The sequence below is a fragment of the Streptomyces sp. NBC_00490 genome (assembly GCF_036013645.1).
GTDB classification, from domain to species: Bacteria; Actinomycetota; Actinomycetes; order Streptomycetales; family Streptomycetaceae; genus Streptomyces; species Streptomyces canus_F.
This window is the reverse complement of record NZ_CP107869.1, coordinates 4,559,007-4,573,998: the sequence shown is the minus strand read 5'-3', so window position 1 is coordinate 4,573,998 and position 14,992 is coordinate 4,559,007. Positions and strand designations below refer to the sequence as shown.

Annotated in this window: 16 protein-coding genes; 5 read left to right on the top strand and 11 right to left on the bottom strand. The window is 72.0% G+C overall.

Features of this window, described 5'->3' with window-relative positions; translation table 11 throughout:
* Window positions 1–124: 124 nt before the first annotated feature.
* The gene (locus tag OG381_RS20555) at window positions 125–952 is read right to left on the bottom strand and encodes a helix-turn-helix transcriptional regulator (protein ID WP_327717523.1); all 828 of its coding nucleotides are present in this window, start codon (window positions 950–952) and stop codon (window positions 125–127) included.
* Between the two features lie 150 nt (window positions 953–1,102).
* Here OG381_RS20555 and OG381_RS20550 point away from each other — a divergent pair, with 150 nt between their 5' ends.
* Window positions 1,103–1,864, top strand: a complete 762-nt coding sequence (locus OG381_RS20550; RefSeq protein WP_327717522.1) for an SDR family oxidoreductase — start codon at window positions 1,103–1,105, stop codon at window positions 1,862–1,864.
* Between the two features lie 9 nt (window positions 1,865–1,873).
* Here the strand turns inward: OG381_RS20550 and OG381_RS20545 are convergent, their stop codons facing one another.
* From OG381_RS20545 to OG381_RS20525, 5 genes are all read right to left on the bottom strand, one after another.
* On the bottom strand, window positions 1,874–2,299 hold the full coding sequence (locus OG381_RS20545; protein ID WP_327722519.1) for a hypothetical protein: 426 nt from the start codon (window positions 2,297–2,299) through the stop codon (window positions 1,874–1,876).
* 75 nt (window positions 2,300–2,374) lie between these two features.
* Window positions 2,375–3,316, bottom strand: coding sequence for an ABC transporter substrate-binding protein (locus tag OG381_RS20540; protein WP_327717521.1), 942 nt, complete (start codon window positions 3,314–3,316; stop codon window positions 2,375–2,377).
* Window positions 3,317–3,326: 10 nt separating this feature from the next.
* Complete coding sequence (locus OG381_RS20535; RefSeq protein WP_327722518.1) at window positions 3,327–3,989, bottom strand: ABC transporter permease; 663 nt, start codon at window positions 3,987–3,989, stop codon at window positions 3,327–3,329.
* Complete coding sequence (locus tag OG381_RS20530) at window positions 3,989–4,630, bottom strand: ABC transporter permease (protein ID WP_327717520.1); 642 nt, start codon at window positions 4,628–4,630, stop codon at window positions 3,989–3,991. The genes OG381_RS20535 and OG381_RS20530 overlap by 1 nt, the downstream gene beginning before the upstream one ends.
* Window positions 4,627–5,664 (bottom strand): ABC transporter ATP-binding protein, encoded by a 1,038-nt coding sequence (locus OG381_RS20525; protein ID WP_327717519.1) that lies wholly within the window; start codon window positions 5,662–5,664, stop codon window positions 4,627–4,629. The genes OG381_RS20530 and OG381_RS20525 overlap by 4 nt, the downstream gene beginning before the upstream one ends.
* 156 nt (window positions 5,665–5,820) lie before the next feature.
* Here OG381_RS20525 and OG381_RS20520 point away from each other — a divergent pair, with 156 nt between their 5' ends.
* From OG381_RS20520 to OG381_RS20510, 3 genes are all read left to right on the top strand, one after another.
* Entirely contained in the window at window positions 5,821–7,713 is a 1,893-nt protein-coding gene (locus tag OG381_RS20520; protein ID WP_443061918.1) for an aromatic amino acid ammonia-lyase, read from the top strand.
* Window positions 7,710–8,639: a MurR/RpiR family transcriptional regulator gene (locus OG381_RS20515; RefSeq protein ID WP_327717517.1), complete on the top strand. Its 930-nt coding sequence runs from the start codon at window positions 7,710–7,712 to the stop codon at window positions 8,637–8,639. Before OG381_RS20520 ends, OG381_RS20515 begins: the two co-directional genes overlap by 4 nt.
* Window positions 8,640–8,719: 80 nt before the next feature.
* Window positions 8,720–9,313, top strand: a complete 594-nt coding sequence (locus OG381_RS20510) for a hypothetical protein (protein ID WP_327717516.1) — start codon at window positions 8,720–8,722, stop codon at window positions 9,311–9,313.
* 3 nt (window positions 9,314–9,316) lie between these two features.
* Here OG381_RS20510 and OG381_RS20505 read toward each other — a convergent pair whose 3' ends face one another.
* The 5 genes from OG381_RS20505 to OG381_RS20485 form a co-directional block, all read right to left on the bottom strand.
* A complete protein-coding gene (locus OG381_RS20505; protein WP_327717515.1) occupies window positions 9,317–9,691 on the bottom strand; it encodes a hypothetical protein in 375 nt (124 codons plus the stop codon).
* 25 nt (window positions 9,692–9,716) lie between these two features.
* The gene (locus OG381_RS20500; RefSeq protein ID WP_307029755.1) at window positions 9,717–10,202 is read right to left on the bottom strand and encodes a roadblock/LC7 domain-containing protein; all 486 of its coding nucleotides are present in this window, start codon (window positions 10,200–10,202) and stop codon (window positions 9,717–9,719) included.
* A 34-nt stretch (window positions 10,203–10,236) separates the two neighbouring features.
* Entirely contained in the window at window positions 10,237–11,115 is an 879-nt protein-coding gene (locus OG381_RS20495; RefSeq protein ID WP_327717514.1) for a transcriptional regulator, read from the bottom strand.
* Window positions 11,112–11,498, bottom strand: a complete 387-nt coding sequence (locus OG381_RS20490) for a hypothetical protein (protein ID WP_307029758.1) — start codon at window positions 11,496–11,498, stop codon at window positions 11,112–11,114. The genes OG381_RS20495 and OG381_RS20490 overlap by 4 nt, the downstream gene beginning before the upstream one ends.
* 187 nt (window positions 11,499–11,685) lie before the next feature.
* Window positions 11,686–13,089, bottom strand: a complete 1,404-nt coding sequence (locus OG381_RS20485; RefSeq protein WP_327717513.1) for a diaminopimelate decarboxylase — start codon at window positions 13,087–13,089, stop codon at window positions 11,686–11,688.
* A 115-nt stretch (window positions 13,090–13,204) separates the two neighbouring features.
* On the opposite strand from OG381_RS20485, the gene hutU reads away from it, so the two are divergent.
* Complete coding sequence (gene hutU / locus OG381_RS20480; RefSeq protein WP_327717512.1) at window positions 13,205–14,869, top strand: urocanate hydratase; 1,665 nt, start codon at window positions 13,205–13,207, stop codon at window positions 14,867–14,869.
* The last annotated feature ends 123 nt before the right edge of the window (window positions 14,870–14,992 follow it).

Sequence of the window (14,992 nt, the reverse complement as noted above, 5' to 3'; positions counted from 1 at the left end):
CACAGACGCCTTGGACGCGAGGCCCGGCCCTGACCCGGTCAGCGTCCCTCGCGGGGACCGCCGTCGTCCCGCCCCCCGGCAACGGGGGTGCGGCGGTCCCCGCGAAAGCTTTTTCCGGGACCCTTCAACGCACCTCGGCGGAAGCCCAACTCCCCAGCAGCGCCAGCCTCTCCGCCGTCTCCGAACCCGGCTCCGGGGTGTAGACCAGCAGGGCCAGGTCGCCTTCTCCCGGGAGCGTCAGCGTCTCGTAGGGGAAGACCAGCCGGCCCGCGACCGGGTGCTGGACGCGCTTCACGCCGTAGGCGCACTCCCTGACCTGGTGGTCGGCCCACAGGCGGCGGAAGTCCTCGCTCTTGAGGGAGAGTTCGCCGACGAGTGCGGTCAGCTGCCGGTCGTTGTGGTGGTGGCCGGCCTGGACCCGCAGATGGGCCACGGACTGGGCGGCCACGGCCTGCCACTCCGGGTAGAAGTCATGGGCCGCGGGGTCGAGGAAGACCTGGCGGGGGATGCTGCGGGCCTCGGCCGTCGTGGCGCTGTAGCCGAAGACGGCGTCGGCCAGGGCGTTCCAGGCCAGGACGGTCATACGGCGGTCCAGGACGAAGGCCGGGGTGCGGTCCATGCTGTCGAGCAGCAGCTGGATGCCCGCGCGGACCCGGGGCGCGGCCGGGCGTGCGCCCTGTTTACGGGGGCGGGCCACCGCGTGCAGATAGGCGTGTTCCGTCTCGTCGAGGCGCAGTACGCGCGCGACGGCGTCCAGGACGGCATCGGAGACGCTCGGGCCCCTGCCCTGTTCCAGACGGATGTAGTAGTCGACGCTCACGCCCGCCAGCTGCGCCACCTCCTCGCGGCGCAGACCGGGTACGCGGCGCCGCCCGTGCGAGGGCAGCCCCACTTCCTCCGGCTGGATACGAGCACGGCGTGTGCGCAGAAAGTCTCCGAGGTCCCCGTCCATGAGTTCGATCGTAGGGGAGCGGCGGGCCTGGAACCTGGTACTGGCAGACCCAGGAAAAGCTCATCCCTGGGTACGGCGGACCGGGCGGCGCAGGGTGGTGGTCGTCGCCGGGGGTGCCCGGCGGACTTCCGGTCACTGAGGAGCACCGCAATGTCGTACGAGAATCTGTCCGGCCGTACCGCCGTCGTCACCGGGGCCGCGAGCGGGATCGGTGAGGCCATCGCCGTACTGCTGGCCGCGCAGGGTGCGAAGGTCGCGCTGCTGGCGCGGCGTCAGGAGCGGCTGGACGCCGTCGTCGAGAAGATCCGGGCCGATGGCGGGCAGGCGCTCGCCGTGGTCGCGGATGTGACCGACGACGGTTCGGTGGACGCGGCCGTCGAGCGGATCCATGCCGCCTACGGGGCTGTCGACCTGGTGGTGAACTCGGCGGGCGTGATGCTGCCGAACCCGGTCGACGACGGGCGCGTCGACGAGTGGCAGCGGATGATCGACACCAATGTCACCGGGGTGCTGCGGATGATCCGGGCCTTCACCGCGGATCTGGTGGGCACCGCCGCCGAGGGGCGCACCGCGGACCTCGTGAACATCTCGTCCATCGGCGCGCACATCACGTTCCCCAACTACGCGGTGTACGGGGCCACCAAGGCCGCGCTGACCTATCTCTCGCAGTCGCTGCGGGGTGAGTTCGGGCCGCGCGACGTGCGGGTCACCAATGTCGAGCCGGGGCTGACGCAGACCGAGCTGGCCTCGCACATCGACAGCGACGGGCTGCGGGAGCAGATCGGCGGGATGATCGACGCGGTGGGCACGCTGTCGGCCGAGGAGGTCGCCGACGTCGTCGCGTACGTCGCCAGCCGTCCCCGGCACGTCAACCTGCGGCAGATCATGGTGCTGCCGACCCGGCAGGCGTGACCCGTCCGGTCAGTCCTTCCAGGCGTCGTCGTCCTTGTGGTGACGGCGGCCCCGGAACAGCTCCGGGTTCGTGCGGACCGCCTGGAAGGCGTTGACGCCCACGATGCCGGCCCAGGCGACCAGCAGGCCCGGGAGGTGGGCGATGCCGCCGCCGATCGCGGACAGCGGGATCGCCAGGACCATGGAGACGATGCCGAAGCCGAAGCGCTCCCCCCAGGAGTCCGTGGGCTTCGGCGACCGGGAGCCCCGGGCCACCACCATCTGCTGCTCGGCCATCTGCCGGCGCACCCGGCGCTCCACCGCGCCGTCGATGCGCTGGTCGACCTTCTCGAGGAAGGAGTCGACCAGCGCGGACTCGTACTCCTCGCCCAGTTCCCTGCGGGCCTGCAGGGTGGCGTCGAGTTCCTTCTTCAGGTCGGCGTCCCGCGCGTCCATTCCGCTCATGGAATCCAAGTTAGGCAGCGCCGACGCCCGCCGCACTGGGGATATCCCCCGTGTTGATGGTCGGGTTCAGCCCCTCGGTCGGCTCAGCCCGTGCTGGGCGGCGTAGGTGTTCGCCACGTCCTCCGGGTCCTTCTTGTCCTTGTCGACCTGGCGGTTGAGTTCGGTGAGCTGGGCCGTGGTGAGGACGTTGCCGAGGCGGGCGAGGGCCTTGCGGACCGTGGAGTCGGCCTTGCGGTCGGCGATGAGGGGGACGACGTGCTGACCGGGGACGAGGTTCTCGGGGTCGGTGAGGACCACCCAGTCGTTGGCCTGGATGTCGGTGTCCGTGGTGAAGAGGTTCGCCACGTCCACGTCGCCCTTCTTCAGGGCGCCCTTGACCAGCGGTCCTGAGGAGTCCAGCGACTTGAACTCCTTGAACTCGACGCCGTACACGTCCTTCAGTCCTATGACGCCCACCTGGCGCTTCTTCACCTCCGGTGCCGCGCCGATGACGAGCTTGCCGTTCTGCTTGCGCAGGTCGGCGAGGGAGGTCAGGCCGTATTTGCGTGCCGTCTCCCGGGTGACGACGAAGGCGTCGGAGTCCTCGGCCATGCCGTACGGCAGCACCTGGAGCCCGGCGGGGAGCGCGACCGCGAGGGCGTTCTGCATCGCGCCCTCCTCGGTGGCCGTCGCCTTGGGGGCGAGGTAGTGCAGGAGGGCGCCCTGGTACTCGGGCAGCAGGTCGATGTCGCCGCCTCTGAGGGCGGGGATGAGGATCTCGCGGGTGCCGAGGTTGGGGCGGACCTTCACCTTCACGCCGGCCGCTTCCAGGACGGCCGCGTAGAGGTAGCCCAGTACCTGGTTCTCGGTGAAGTTGGCGGTGCCGATGGTGACTCCGTCCTTGCTGGAGCCGCCGCCACCGGTGCCGGAGCCTGCGCCGTCGAGGGAGGTGATGCCGCCCGCGCAGGAGGTCAGGGCGGGGACGGAGGCCGCTGCGAGGAGGCCGCCGAGGAGAGTGCGTCGGTTCATCGAGGGGTCCCTAGGCAGTGCGGTGGCGGAAGAGGAAGCGCTGGAGGCCGGAGAGGGCCAGGTCCAGGACGACGGCGATGGCGGTGACCAGCACCGCGCCGCCGAGCACCTGGACGAGGTCGCGCTGGGCCAGGCCGTCGAAGACGTAGCGGCCGAGGCCGCCGAAGGAGACGTACGCGGCGATGGTCGCCGTGGCGACGACCTGGATCAGTGCCAGGCGCAGGCCCGTCATGACCAGGGGGAGCGCGAGCGGCAGTTCGACCTGGAACAGGACCTGGTGGCCGCGCATGCCCTGGCCGCGGGCGGCGTCGCGGACGTCCGGGTCGACCGCGGTCATCCCGGCGTAGGTGTTGGTGACGATCGCCGGGACGGCGAGGGCGACCAGGGCGACGTACACCGGCAGCATGGACAGTCCGCCGGCCAGGAAGACCAGCACGACCAGGCCCACGGTCGGCAGGGCGCGGCCGAAGGAGGCGAGGTTGATCGCGATGAAGGCGCCCTTGCCGGTGTGGCCGATCAGCAGGCCGAGGGGAAGGCCGATCGCGGCCGCGATGAGGGTCGCGAGGAGCGAGTACTGGAGGTGCTCGGCGAGGCGGTGGGCGATGCCGTCCGCACCGGACCAGCTCGCGCCGCTGGTCAGCCAGGTGCCGAGGTTCTTGAAGAGTTCGTACATCAGGCTCGCCGCCTCTTCCACGGGGTGAGGACGTACTGGAGGGCGACCAGCAGGGCGTCCGCGACCACCGCGAGGAGGATCGTGAGGACCACTCCCACGATCACCGGCGTCGGGAAGTTGCGCTGGAAGCCGTCGGTGAAAAGCTGGCCGAGTCCGCCGTCGCCGATGTAGGTCGCGACGGAGACGAGGGAGATCGACATGACCGTCGCGATGCGGACGCCCGCCATGATCACGGGGAGCGCGAGCGGGAACTCGACGGTGAGGAGGGTGCGCAGCGGGCGGGTGCCCATCGCCTTCGCCGCCTCCTTGGTCTTCACGGGGACCGAGTCGAGTCCCTCGACGGTGTTCCGGAGCAGGACGACCAGCGTGTAGACGGTCAGACCGATCACGGTCGTGGTGCGGGTGAGGCCGCTGACCGGCAGCAGCAGCACGAAGATCGCGATCGACGGGATCGTGAACAGGACGTTGGAGACGCCGAGCAGGAAGCCGCGCAGGGGGCGGATCCGATGGGCGATCACCGCGAGCGGGAGCGAGATCAGGAGGCCGAGGAAGACGGCGCCGAGGGCTGCCTGCAGATGGGAGACCGTGAGGGTGGTGAGGTCGTCGGTGTGGTCGCCGATCCATGACCAGTCGATGGTCATGCGGTCACCACCCGGGCCTCGCTGTGCGCCTGGCCCGCGTGCGCGTGGATGTCGTCGCGGGAGGAGACGCCGGTGAGGACGCCGTCCGCGTCGACGCGGACTATCAGGCCGGTGGGGGAGGCGATGGACTCGTTGAGGGCCGACAGCAGGGAATCGTTGTCGGTCAGCGGTCGTACGGGGATCTCGGTGTCCTTCGAGGCCCAGCGCAGGGGCTTGTCCGCCGCGTCGAGGACGAGGGACCACGTGCCGCCCTCGGGCGCGGGGCCCTGCGGGACGTTCGCCAGGGTCTTCAGCGAGAGCAGCTTCAGGCCGCGCTCGGCGCCGAGGAAGTCGGCCACGAAGTCGTCGGCGGGGCGGGCGAGGAGTTCGGCGGGGGTGGCGCACTGGACGAGGTGGCCGCCGGTGCGGAAGACGGCGATGCGGTCGCCGAGCCGGACCGCTTCGTCGATGTCGTGGGTGACGAAGACGATGGTCTTGCCCAACTCCTTCTGGAGCCGCAGAAGTTCGTCTTGGAGCTGGGTGCGCACGACGGGGTCGACCGCGCCGAACGGCTCGTCCATGAGCAGGACCGGCGGGTCGGCGGCGAGGGCGCGGGCGACGCCGACGCGTTGCTGCTGGCCGCCGGAGAGCTGGTGCGGGTAGCGGCGGCCGGCGTCCGGTGCGAGGCCCACGGTCTCCAGGAGCTCGGCGGCGCGGGCCCGGGCCTTCCGGCGGCCGTGGCCGAGGAGGAGCGGCACGGTGGCGATGTTGTCGAGCACCGTGCGGTGCGGGAAGAGGCCGGCCTGCTGGATGACGTAACCGATGGAGCGGCGCAGTTCGGCCGCGTCCTGGCGGGTGATGTCCTTGCCGCCGACCTTGATGGTGCCGGAGGTCGGCTCGACCATCCGGTTGATCATTCTGAGGGTGGTCGTCTTGCCGCAACCGGAGGATCCGACGAGGACTGTCACGCCGCCTTCCGGCATGTCGAGGGTCAGGTCGTGGACTGCTGTCGTGCCGTTGGGGAAGCGCTTGTGGACCGCGTCGAACTGGATCATGAGATGTCCCTTGCCCGGCTGTATAACGTCATGCAGAGTTCTCTGTAGCTGAATAACTTGTCAACGGGTTGATGTAAATCCGACGTAACGGATGACCGGCAGGCAAGATCGTGTGTCCTGATTGAGGGGAGTTTGGGCTCGATGTCGTCTCATATCGTGGACGCACCAGGTTCTGTGCACACCGGTCTGGTCGTCCTCGACGGGATCGGACTCGGCGTCGCGGACGTCGTGCGGCTCGCCGACGGGGCCGCGCGGCCGGTGCCCGGGACCGATGCGATGAAGCGGGTGACCGAGTCCTGGGACGCCGCCCGGCAGATCGCCGCGACCGGACGCGTCTACGGCCGCTCCACCGGCGTCGGCGCCAACCGGAACGAGTCCGTGCCCACCGAGGCGGCCGCGGAGCACGGGCTGCGGCTGTTGCGCAGCCACGCCGGGGCGATCGGGGAGGAGCTCCCGGCGAGGCAGGTCCGCGCGATGCTCGCCGTCCGCGCGAACCAGCTCCTCGCGGGCGGCGCGGGGCTCCGGCCGACCGTGGTCACCGCGCTGTGCGAGGCGCTGGAGAGCGGTGCGTATCCGGTCGTCAACGAGTTCGGCTCGGTGGGCACCGGAGACATCGCCGCACTGGCCCAGGTGGGGCTGGCGCTGGCGGGGGAGCACCCGTGGCGGGGCGCGACGGGAACGGGCGGGGGGCTTTCCGGCAACTCTGGCTGGCTCGGTGCGGGCCGAACCTCCGGCGGGGCGGGCGTGGACGCCTCCGGTGGGGTGGGCCTGACCGGGACTTCCGGAGGGCTCGGCGCCGACACTTCCGGCCGGGCAGGCGTGGAGGGTTCAGTCGGGCGGGGTGCGGGCGCTCTTGGTGAGCGGGATGTGGGCGTCTCTGGTGGCTCGGGCTCGCGCGGTGGCTCCGGTGGCTCGGGGCTGGGCGGACCCTACGGCGGGATCGGCGGCGGTGTTCGCGGTGGGACCAGCGTGGATGCTTCCGGTGGCTCGGGCTCGCGCGGTGGCTCGGGACTGCGCGGCAGTTCCGGTGGGATCGGTGTGGGTGGTTCCGGTGGGTTCCGGGGCTTGGTCGGTGCGCCTGAGGCGCAGCTTCTGGACAACAATGACGCCCTTGCCTTCATCAGCAGCAATGCCCTCACGCTCGGGCAGGCCGCCCTCGCCCTGCATGAGCTGCGGGGGCTGCTGGAGGCCACGCAGGTCGTCGGGGCGCTGTCGCTGCTCGCCGTGGACGGGTCGCATGAGGCGTACGCGGCGCCCGTGCACGCCGCCCGGCCGCACCGGGGGTCCTCCGAGGTCGCCCGGCGGATGCGGGAGCTGATCGGCGCCGACGAGCGGCCCACCCCGCCGCTCGGGCGGATCCAGGACCCGTACGGCTTCCGGTGTCTGCCCCAGATCCACGGTCCCGCCCATGACGCGGCCGACGCCCTGGAGGAGGTCGTCGCGATCGAGATCAACGCGGCCGCGGAGAACCCGCTGATCACCCCCGAGGACATGGCCGCCTACCACCACGGCGGCTTCTACCAGGCGCAACTCGCCCTCGCCCTGGACCACTTCAGGCTGGCGCTGACCCAGGTCGCGCGGCTGTCGACGTCACGGCTGTCCACCCTCAACGAACCCGCCTACACCCGCCTGCGCCCCTTCCTCGCCGACCACGAACCCGCCTCCTCCGGCGTGATGATCCTGGAGTACGCCGCCGGCGCCGCCCTCGGCGAGCTGCGGGCCTTCTCGGCACCCGCCTCGCTCGGCCACGCTGTACTCTCCCGGGGCGTCGAGGAACAGGCCAGCTTCGCCTCGCTCGCCGCACGTCAGACACTGCGGGCGTGCGGTGCGTACCGTCTGGTGGTGGGCTGCGAACTCGTCGCCGCCGTAAGGGCGCTGCGCCAGCGCGACCTCGGCCCCGACCTGGACCTCCCGGTGGGCCGCGCGCTGGAGCTCGCCATGTCGGTGCTCGACGAGGACCAGGCCGACCGGCCGCTCACCGACGACGTGACGGCGGCGACCGCACTGCTCGACCGGTTCACGGACATCTGGAGGGGGAGCGAGTCATGAGCGCGGAGAAGGCCGCGGAGCGGGGCGAGCGGGGCGGCGAGCACAGTGGCGAGCCGGGTGCCGAGCGCGCCGGCGAGAAGGTCACGGCCGTGGGCGACAGCCCGGCCGCACGGCTCCAGGCGCTCTTCGAGGGGCACCGGCTCACACCGACCCAGCGGCGCATCGCGCACAGCATGGTGCGGCGCGCCGCCGACGTGCCGTTCCTGTCCAGCGTCGAGCTGGCCGAGCTCGCCGGGGTCAGCCAGCCGTCCGTCACCCGCTTCGCGGTCGCCCTCGGCTTCGACGGCTACCCGGCCCTGCGCAAGCACCTGCGCGACGTCGCGCCCGCCGAACAGAGCGCGGCCTCGGCGTCGTACAACGAATACCAGCAGGCCGTCGAGGCCGAGATCGAGAACCTCCGGCACCTGTCGGAGCTGCTCGCCGACCCGCGGCCCGTGCAGAAGGCCGGACGGCTCCTCGCCGCCTCGCGTCCGCTGCCGGTGCTGGGCCTGCGGGCGGCCGCCTCCCAGGCGTACGGCTTCGCGTACTTCGCCGCCAAGGTCCATCCGGACGTACGGCTGCTCCACGAGGGCGGCACGATGATCCACGACCGGATCGACGCCGCCGTCCGCGCGGGCGCCTCGACGCTGCTGTGCTTCGCGCTGCCCCGGCATCCACGGGAGGTCGTGGACACCCTCGGGTACGCGAAGGAGGCCGGGCTGAGCGTCGTCACCGTCGCCGACTCCGCGTTCGCGCCGGTCGCCAAGGTGTCCGACCTGCTGCTGCCGGCCGCCGTGGGCACGGGGCTCGCCTTCGACACCGCGTGCGCGCCGATGCTGCTCGGGCGGGTGCTCCTCGAGGCGATGTGCGACGACCTGCCGGATGCCCAGGCGCGGCTCGAGGAGTTCGACGCGCGCGCGGCGGCGCGGGGACTTTTCGTGGAGTGACGCCTCTTTAAGGCGCGTCTCACGTTCGCTTACTATTCTGCGCCGCCAAGGACTGTGCCCGAGCGACGAGGAGGCGGAACGTGGCACGCGGAGATCGCAGAGCTCAAGGTCTGGCCCGGGTGGCCGTGGTGGTGCGCGCGGGGGCGGCACCGCTGTGGTGGGCCGGGGTGTTCGCGGCCGGTGTGGGCGTCCTGGTGCCGGGGCTGACCGGGCGCCGGATCGGCGTCCTGGCCGGGGCGGCGCTGTTCATCGTCGCGGCGGCCCTCGTGGCGTACCGGCGTCGCAAGCGCTACACGGGTCTGACCCGCGGTGCCGCCCGCGCCGGCAAGCACGATGTGCTCCAGGACCGCGCGGTGACCGTACGGAACTGGCGCCGCGGCCACCGCTGGTGGCTGCTGCTCGCCTTCGCGGCCGCGCTGGGCAGCTCCTTCGCCGTGCCCGCGGCGGGCGGCATGCTGCTCGCCGGGACCGGCGTGGGACTGTGGCTGAAGGCCGCGTGGCTCGGGCGGCGCGAGCGGGCCGAGGAGGCCCTGCTGTGGGTGCGGGTCGACTGGCTCGACGCACGCGGCGGACGCCCGGCCGGCAAGGCGGTCAAGGCGTACCGCGGCACCGGCATCGCGGCGGGCGACGCGGCCCCGGGCGGGGCGCGCCGCCGCGCCGCGGCACTGGTCTGAGCGTCAGACCTCCAGGTCCTCCTCGATCTTCCGCAGCTGATGGCGGGCCATCGCCAGGTTGGCGCGCTTGGCGTCGAGGACCAGGTAGATGAACAGTCCGTTGCCGCCGCGGCCGCTGATCAGACGGAGCAGGTGGTACTGGTCGGAGAGGGTGATCAGGATGTCCTCGATCTGCGCCTTGAGCCCCAGGTGCTCCATGGTGCGCATCTTGGCGCGCACCACGTCGGTGTTACCGGCGGCCGCGACGTTCAGGTCGAAGCTCTTGCTGCCGCCCATCGTGCCGAGCGCCATACCGCTGGTGTAGTCGACGAGGGCGACTCCGGTCGCGCCCTCGATGGAGGCGAGAGCTTCCTTCAGACAGGTTTCGGTGTTGGCCATGGTGGGTGTGCCCCTCTGGTCGGGTTCAACTTTCGGTGGATGTGCGCGCGTTGGTGGTACGTGGCGTGCGCGCCGTTCTCGTTCGTGGAGTGCCGGTCCGGGCGGGCGCCCGGGCCGGTTTCGCGGGTGTCTCGACGGGGGCCCGGGAGTCGACGAGCTCCCCGATGCGGGCACTGGCGCGCCGGCCCTCCAGATGCAGCCGCCCGATGCTGACGCTGTCCTGGGCGAGCAGGGTCAGGACGGCCGTGCGGCCCGCCGCGTAGGTCGACACGTAGCCGTAGGCCCCGCGCACCAGCAGTTCGCGGAAGTCGCCCTGCCCGGTGGCGTCGGCCAGCCGGAGGGAGACACCGAGCGCGGCGGCGGTCAGCGCGGCCATGCCCTCGGGCTCGACACCGGGTGTGTCCTGGGCGATGACGAGTCCGTCCACGCTCGCCGCCAGGGCGCCGGTGAGGTGCGGCACCCGGCTTCTCAACCGGCGCAGCTCGTCCAGGATCTCGGGTTCGGCCGCCATCAGGTCTCTCCTCTCGGCGCGTGCCCGCTGCCGCTCAAAGGGACTCCAGCGCATCTCTGAGCCTCTTCAGCAACGTGATGTCGGGATCGGTGACCTCGGGCATGGCCGCGTCGGAGGGGGGCAGGGGGCCGCGGGTGGCCAGGGGTATCGGCGTGCCGCGGCTCGTGGGGCCGGGTCTGCGGGGGGCGGCCGCCAGGTCGCGGGTGACGACTCCGGCCGCCGCCAGCCGCCGTACGTCCACCAGGGTGTGGAACGCCGGGCGGCCCAGCCGGTGGGCGATGTCCGAGGCCCCGCGGACACCGTCGACCAGGTGCAGCACCGCACGCTGGCGGGCCGTGAGGCCGGGGGCGGCCAGGGCGTCGGAGGGCAGCAGGGGTGCCTCGTCGGTGGTGGGGTCGGGCCAGATGCGGTGCAGCAGGTCGCGGCGGCGCAGCGTCTCGTGCTCCAGGGCGGCCACGGTGACCGGGCGCACGGCACCGAGGCGGCCGACGCCCGTGAACCGGAAGCGGCCCGGGCTGCTGCTGGGCGCCAGTGCGAAGTAGGCGGCGTCGTACAGCGCCTCCAGGTGGCACAGCTCCAGCGCGCCCCGGGTGAGCAGGCCGCGTCCGGCCAGCAGGAGGCCGGCGCCCGGAGCGCCGTCGGCCTCGGCGACCGCCTTGCTCCAGGTGTCGGCGTCCAGCGTGCCGTGGGCCGTGAGGAGCACGTCGAGGCCCGGCGCCGACGGGCTCTCGGCGTGCACCACCCGGCCCTCGGCCAGATGCAGGGTGCCGCGCTCGCGGACGAGGACGCCGGTGGCCCGCTCGGCGGCGAGCCGGGTCAGCATCGGCGAGACGCCGCCCCAGGCCCGGTCGCGGGCCTCCGCCTTGTCCCGCACCGGCAGCCTGGGCGGCGGTGGGGTCCTGACCGCCGTCATCCGAGCACCAGCCGTCCGGTCATCTCACCGAGGCGGATCCGGGCCAGCGCGAGGTTGCCCTCCACGCGGGCCAGCCACAGATGCAGGAAGACGCTGCTGTCGAAGGACGTCCGGACGAAGCACAGGACGTGGTAGCTGTCCCGGTTGCTGATGATCACGTCCTCGACCGGTGGGTCGGTGACGTCGTCGTCCGGGGCGAACGCCCGGTGTTCGGCGGCCAGTCGGGCCAGCTCGGCCACCTCCGCGGCGGCCGCCTCGTGGTCGCCGCCCGGTGACTCCCCGGCGGTGCCCAGAGCCAGCCCGCTCGTCCAGTCGACCAGCGCGACGCCCCGGGCACCGGGTAGTTGCATGGCTTCCAGCAGACACTCGTCGATTCCGGGCACCGCGGTTCCCCTCCCGCATGGGGTTCGGCTGAGTGACGCCGAAACTACGCAGGGTGTGCGCGGGGGGTGAGGATTCTGGCATTTTCCAGTGGAACATGCGCCAGATGACTAAGGTGGGTCGACTGAGCTCGTTTTCGGAACAGTTGACCCACATGTCCACCGGCGTGCGTCAACGGCGCGCGGTTGCTCAGAGGGTGGTGAGCCCGGCCGCGTGCGCCCCTCCGGATTCGGCCACGATCTCGTCGAGGGTCTGCGGCGTACGGACGGTCGCGAAAGCGACCCCGCCGCCGTCGCCGGCACCACGGCCGTCACTCGGGGCGAAGCCGTAAATCCCCGGCCGGGCCAGGGAGTTGTACGCGTAGTGGTGCGCGAAGTAGTACGCCCCCGTGTCCAGTGCCGCCGCGTAGTCCCCCTGCTCCAGCAGCGGCAGGGGCCGCCCCTCGGCGAGCAGATCCCCGGCGAAGCAGGCCGGTCCGGCGACGTCCTGCACCACCTCGGGCCCCTCCTTGGGCCGCCCCTTCGCGTCGTACGCCGCGATCCTGAGCGGCCACGACCCCGGCACGTACACCGTCCGCGTCGCCACCTGCACCCCCGCGTGCGTCACCGCGACCGCCCGTCCGCCCGCGCTCTTGGCGTACTCGACCCGCGCCACGACCGTCCCGTGCTTGGCCAGCAGCGACCGCCCGAACTCGGTGACCAGCCCGTACCGCCCGTCGAACAGCCCCGGCACCGTCTCGCTCAGCAGCCGCGCGTACTGCGCGTACGTCGGCGCCGTCGCGTCCGAGGCGAAGTTCACCGGCAACCCGCCACCGATGTCGACCGTGTCGATCTGCCGCCGCCCGATGCTCCGGTTGATCTCCTCGGCGAGCGTGTACGTCTCCGCGGCCCCCCGCGCCATCAGTGAGAGCGGGATGCCCTGGGAGCCGGTGTGCGCGTGCAGCCGGGTGAGCCAGGGGCGGTCGGCGTAGGCGCGCACGATCCACTCCCGGGCGCCCTCGTCCCGGAGCGCCACCCCGAACTTCGAGGTCGCCGTGGCCGTGGACGTCGCCCCGATCGAACCCCCGCCGACCTGCGGGTTGACCCGGATCCCGAGAGGGGAACGGCTCGTGGCGGACCGCATGAGCGCGTCGATACGGTCCAGCTCCTGCGGATTGTCGGCGTTGACGGCGATCCCCAGCGCCAGCGCCTCCCGCAGCTCGGCCGGCGTCTTCGCGGGCGAGTCCAGAACGGTCGTCTCCGGACGCACCCCCGCCGCCCGCGCCAGCGCCAGCTCGCCCGGACTGGCCACCTCCGCGCCGATCCCCGCCTCCCGCAGCAGCCGCAGCACCGGCACCAGCGGGGTCGCCTTCACCGCGAAGGCGTGCAGCACCGGGGTGCCGGGCGCGGTGACCGCGTCGAACGCCGCCCGCAGCTCGGCCGCCGACTCCCGGATGCCGGTCACGTCCAGAAGGCCCACGATGGGGTGGCCCGGCCCCAGCAGCCCCTGCTCCACGGCGGCCCGCACCGCCTGGTCCCGCCGCACCGCGCGTGCCAGGTGCTCCCCGTCGCCGTTGTCCACGCCGTCCCCCGTCAGGTCGATGTCCGTGCCCATGCATCCAGCCAAACACCGGTTTCGACCCCGTGCCGAAGGACCGTGCTATTGACTAGGTCTATTCAGAAAGTCAGGATGTGAATAACAGCAGCAACAGTCCGCTAGGAGGCAGACCATGTCAGGACCCCGCCCCGTCCGAGCGTCACGCGGTACGGAACTGAGCGCCCTGGGATGGCAGCAGGAAGCCGCCCTGCGGATGCTGCAGAACAACCTCGACCCCGAGGTCGCCGAGCACCCCGACAAGCTCGTCGTCTACGGCGGCACCGGCAAGGCGGCCCGTGACTGGCGCTCCTACGACGCGATGGTCCGCACCCTGCGCACCCTCAAGCAGGACGAGACGATGCTGGTCCAGTCCGGCCGGCCCGTCGGCGTCATGCAGACCCACGAGTGGGCGCCGCGCGTACTGATCGCCAACTCCAACCTCGTCGGCGACTGGGCGAACTGGGAGGAGTTCCGCCGCCTGGAGGCCCTCGGCCTGACCATGTACGGCCAGATGACCGCCGGCTCCTGGATCTACATCGGCACCCAGGGCATCCTCCAGGGCACCTACGAGACCTTCTCCGCCGTCGCCGCGAAGAAGTTCGACGGCACCCTCGCCGGGACGATCACCCTCACCGCCGGCCTCGGCGGCATGGGCGGCGCCCAGCCGCTCGCCGTCACCATGAACGACGGCGTCGCGATCTGCATCGACTGCGACCCGCGGGCGATCGAGCGCCGGATCGAACACCGGTACCTGGACGTGCGGGCCGACAGCCTCGAGCACGCGCTCCAGCTGGCGGTCGAAGCCCGTGACCAGCGCAAGCCGCTGTCCATCGGCGTCCTCGGCAACGCGGCGGACCTGGTACCGCAGCTGCTCGCCATGGGCGCCCCCATCGACATCGTCACCGACCAGACCTCCGCCCACGACCCGCTGGCGTATCTGCCGACCGGCCTCGCCTTCGAGGACATGGCGGACGCCGCGGCGAAGGACCCCGCCGGGTTCACCCAGCGCGCCCGGGAGTCGATGGCCCGGCACGTCGAGGCCATGGTCGGCTTCATGGACGCCGGCGCCGAGGTCTTCGACTACGGCAACTCGATCCGCGGCGAGGCCCAGCTCGCCGGGTACGAGCGGGCGTTCGCCTTCCCCGGTTTCGTCCCCGCCTACATCCGGCCGCTGTTCAGCGAGGGCAAGGGCCCCTTCCGCTGGGCGGCCCTGTCCGGCGAGGCGTCCGACATCGCGAAGACCGACAAGGCGATCCTGGAGCTGTTCCCCGAGAACGAGTCCCTGCACCGCTGGATCAAGATGGCGGGGGAGCGGGTCCACTTCCAGGGCCTGCCCGCCCGTATCTGCTGGCTCGGCTACGGCGAACGCGACAAGGCCGGCGAACGCTTCAACGACATGGTGGCCTCGGGCGAGCTGGCGGCCCCGCTGGCGATCGGCCGCGACCACCTCGACTCGGGTTCCGTCGCCTCCCCCTACCGCGAGACCGAGGCCATGCTCGACGGCTCCGACGCGATCGCCGACTGGCCGCTGCTGAACGCCATGGTGAACGTGGCGTCCGGGGCGTCATGGGTGTCCATCCACCACGGTGGCGGCGTGGGCATGGGCCGGTCGATCCACGCGGGCCAGGTGTCCGTGGCCGACGGCACGAAGCTCGCCGGCGAGAAGCTCCGGCGGGTACTGACGAACGACCCCGGCATGGGCGTCATCCGGCACGTGGACGCGGGATACGACATCGCGGCGTCGGTCGCCGACGAGCGGGGCGTGCGGGTGCCCATGCGCGAGGGTGACGACGCGTGACCCTTCCGGGAGACGAGCGGGGCGGCAACGATCCGGTGGGGGCCGAGGCCTCGTCGCCGGGTGCGGGTCCGGTTGTGCCCACCCTCCCCCACTCTCAACTCCGTTCGAGCGGGGGGACCCCCA

Excerpts from the sequence above, each read along its gene's own strand:
- OG381_RS20555 (WP_327717523.1), bottom strand. The coding sequence starts at position 952 with ATGGACGGGGACCTCGGAGACTTTCTGCGCACACGCCGTGCTCGTATC.
- OG381_RS20550 (WP_327717522.1), top strand. The coding sequence starts at position 1,103 with ATGTCGTACGAGAATCTGTCCGGCCGTACCGCCGTCGTCACCGGGGCC.
- OG381_RS20545 (WP_327722519.1), bottom strand. The coding sequence starts at position 2,299 with ATGGACGCGCGGGACGCCGACCTGAAGAAGGAACTCGACGCCACCCTG.
- OG381_RS20540 (WP_327717521.1), bottom strand. The coding sequence starts at position 3,316 with ATGAACCGACGCACTCTCCTCGGCGGCCTCCTCGCAGCGGCCTCCGTC.
- OG381_RS20535 (WP_327722518.1), bottom strand. The coding sequence starts at position 3,989 with ATGTACGAACTCTTCAAGAACCTCGGCACCTGGCTGACCAGCGGCGCG.
- OG381_RS20530 (WP_327717520.1), bottom strand. The coding sequence starts at position 4,630 with ATGACCATCGACTGGTCATGGATCGGCGACCACACCGACGACCTCACC.
- OG381_RS20525 (WP_327717519.1), bottom strand. The coding sequence starts at position 5,664 with ATGATCCAGTTCGACGCGGTCCACAAGCGCTTCCCCAACGGCACGACA.
- OG381_RS20515 (WP_327717517.1), top strand. The coding sequence starts at position 7,710 with ATGAGCGCGGAGAAGGCCGCGGAGCGGGGCGAGCGGGGCGGCGAGCAC.
- OG381_RS20505 (WP_327717515.1), bottom strand. The coding sequence starts at position 9,691 with ATGGCCAACACCGAAACCTGTCTGAAGGAAGCTCTCGCCTCCATCGAG.
- OG381_RS20500 (WP_307029755.1), bottom strand. The coding sequence starts at position 10,202 with ATGGCGGCCGAACCCGAGATCCTGGACGAGCTGCGCCGGTTGAGAAGC.
- OG381_RS20495 (WP_327717514.1), bottom strand. The coding sequence starts at position 11,115 with ATGACGGCGGTCAGGACCCCACCGCCGCCCAGGCTGCCGGTGCGGGAC.
- OG381_RS20485 (WP_327717513.1), bottom strand. The coding sequence starts at position 13,089 with ATGGGCACGGACATCGACCTGACGGGGGACGGCGTGGACAACGGCGAC.
- hutU (WP_327717512.1), top strand. The coding sequence starts at position 13,205 with ATGTCAGGACCCCGCCCCGTCCGAGCGTCACGCGGTACGGAACTGAGC.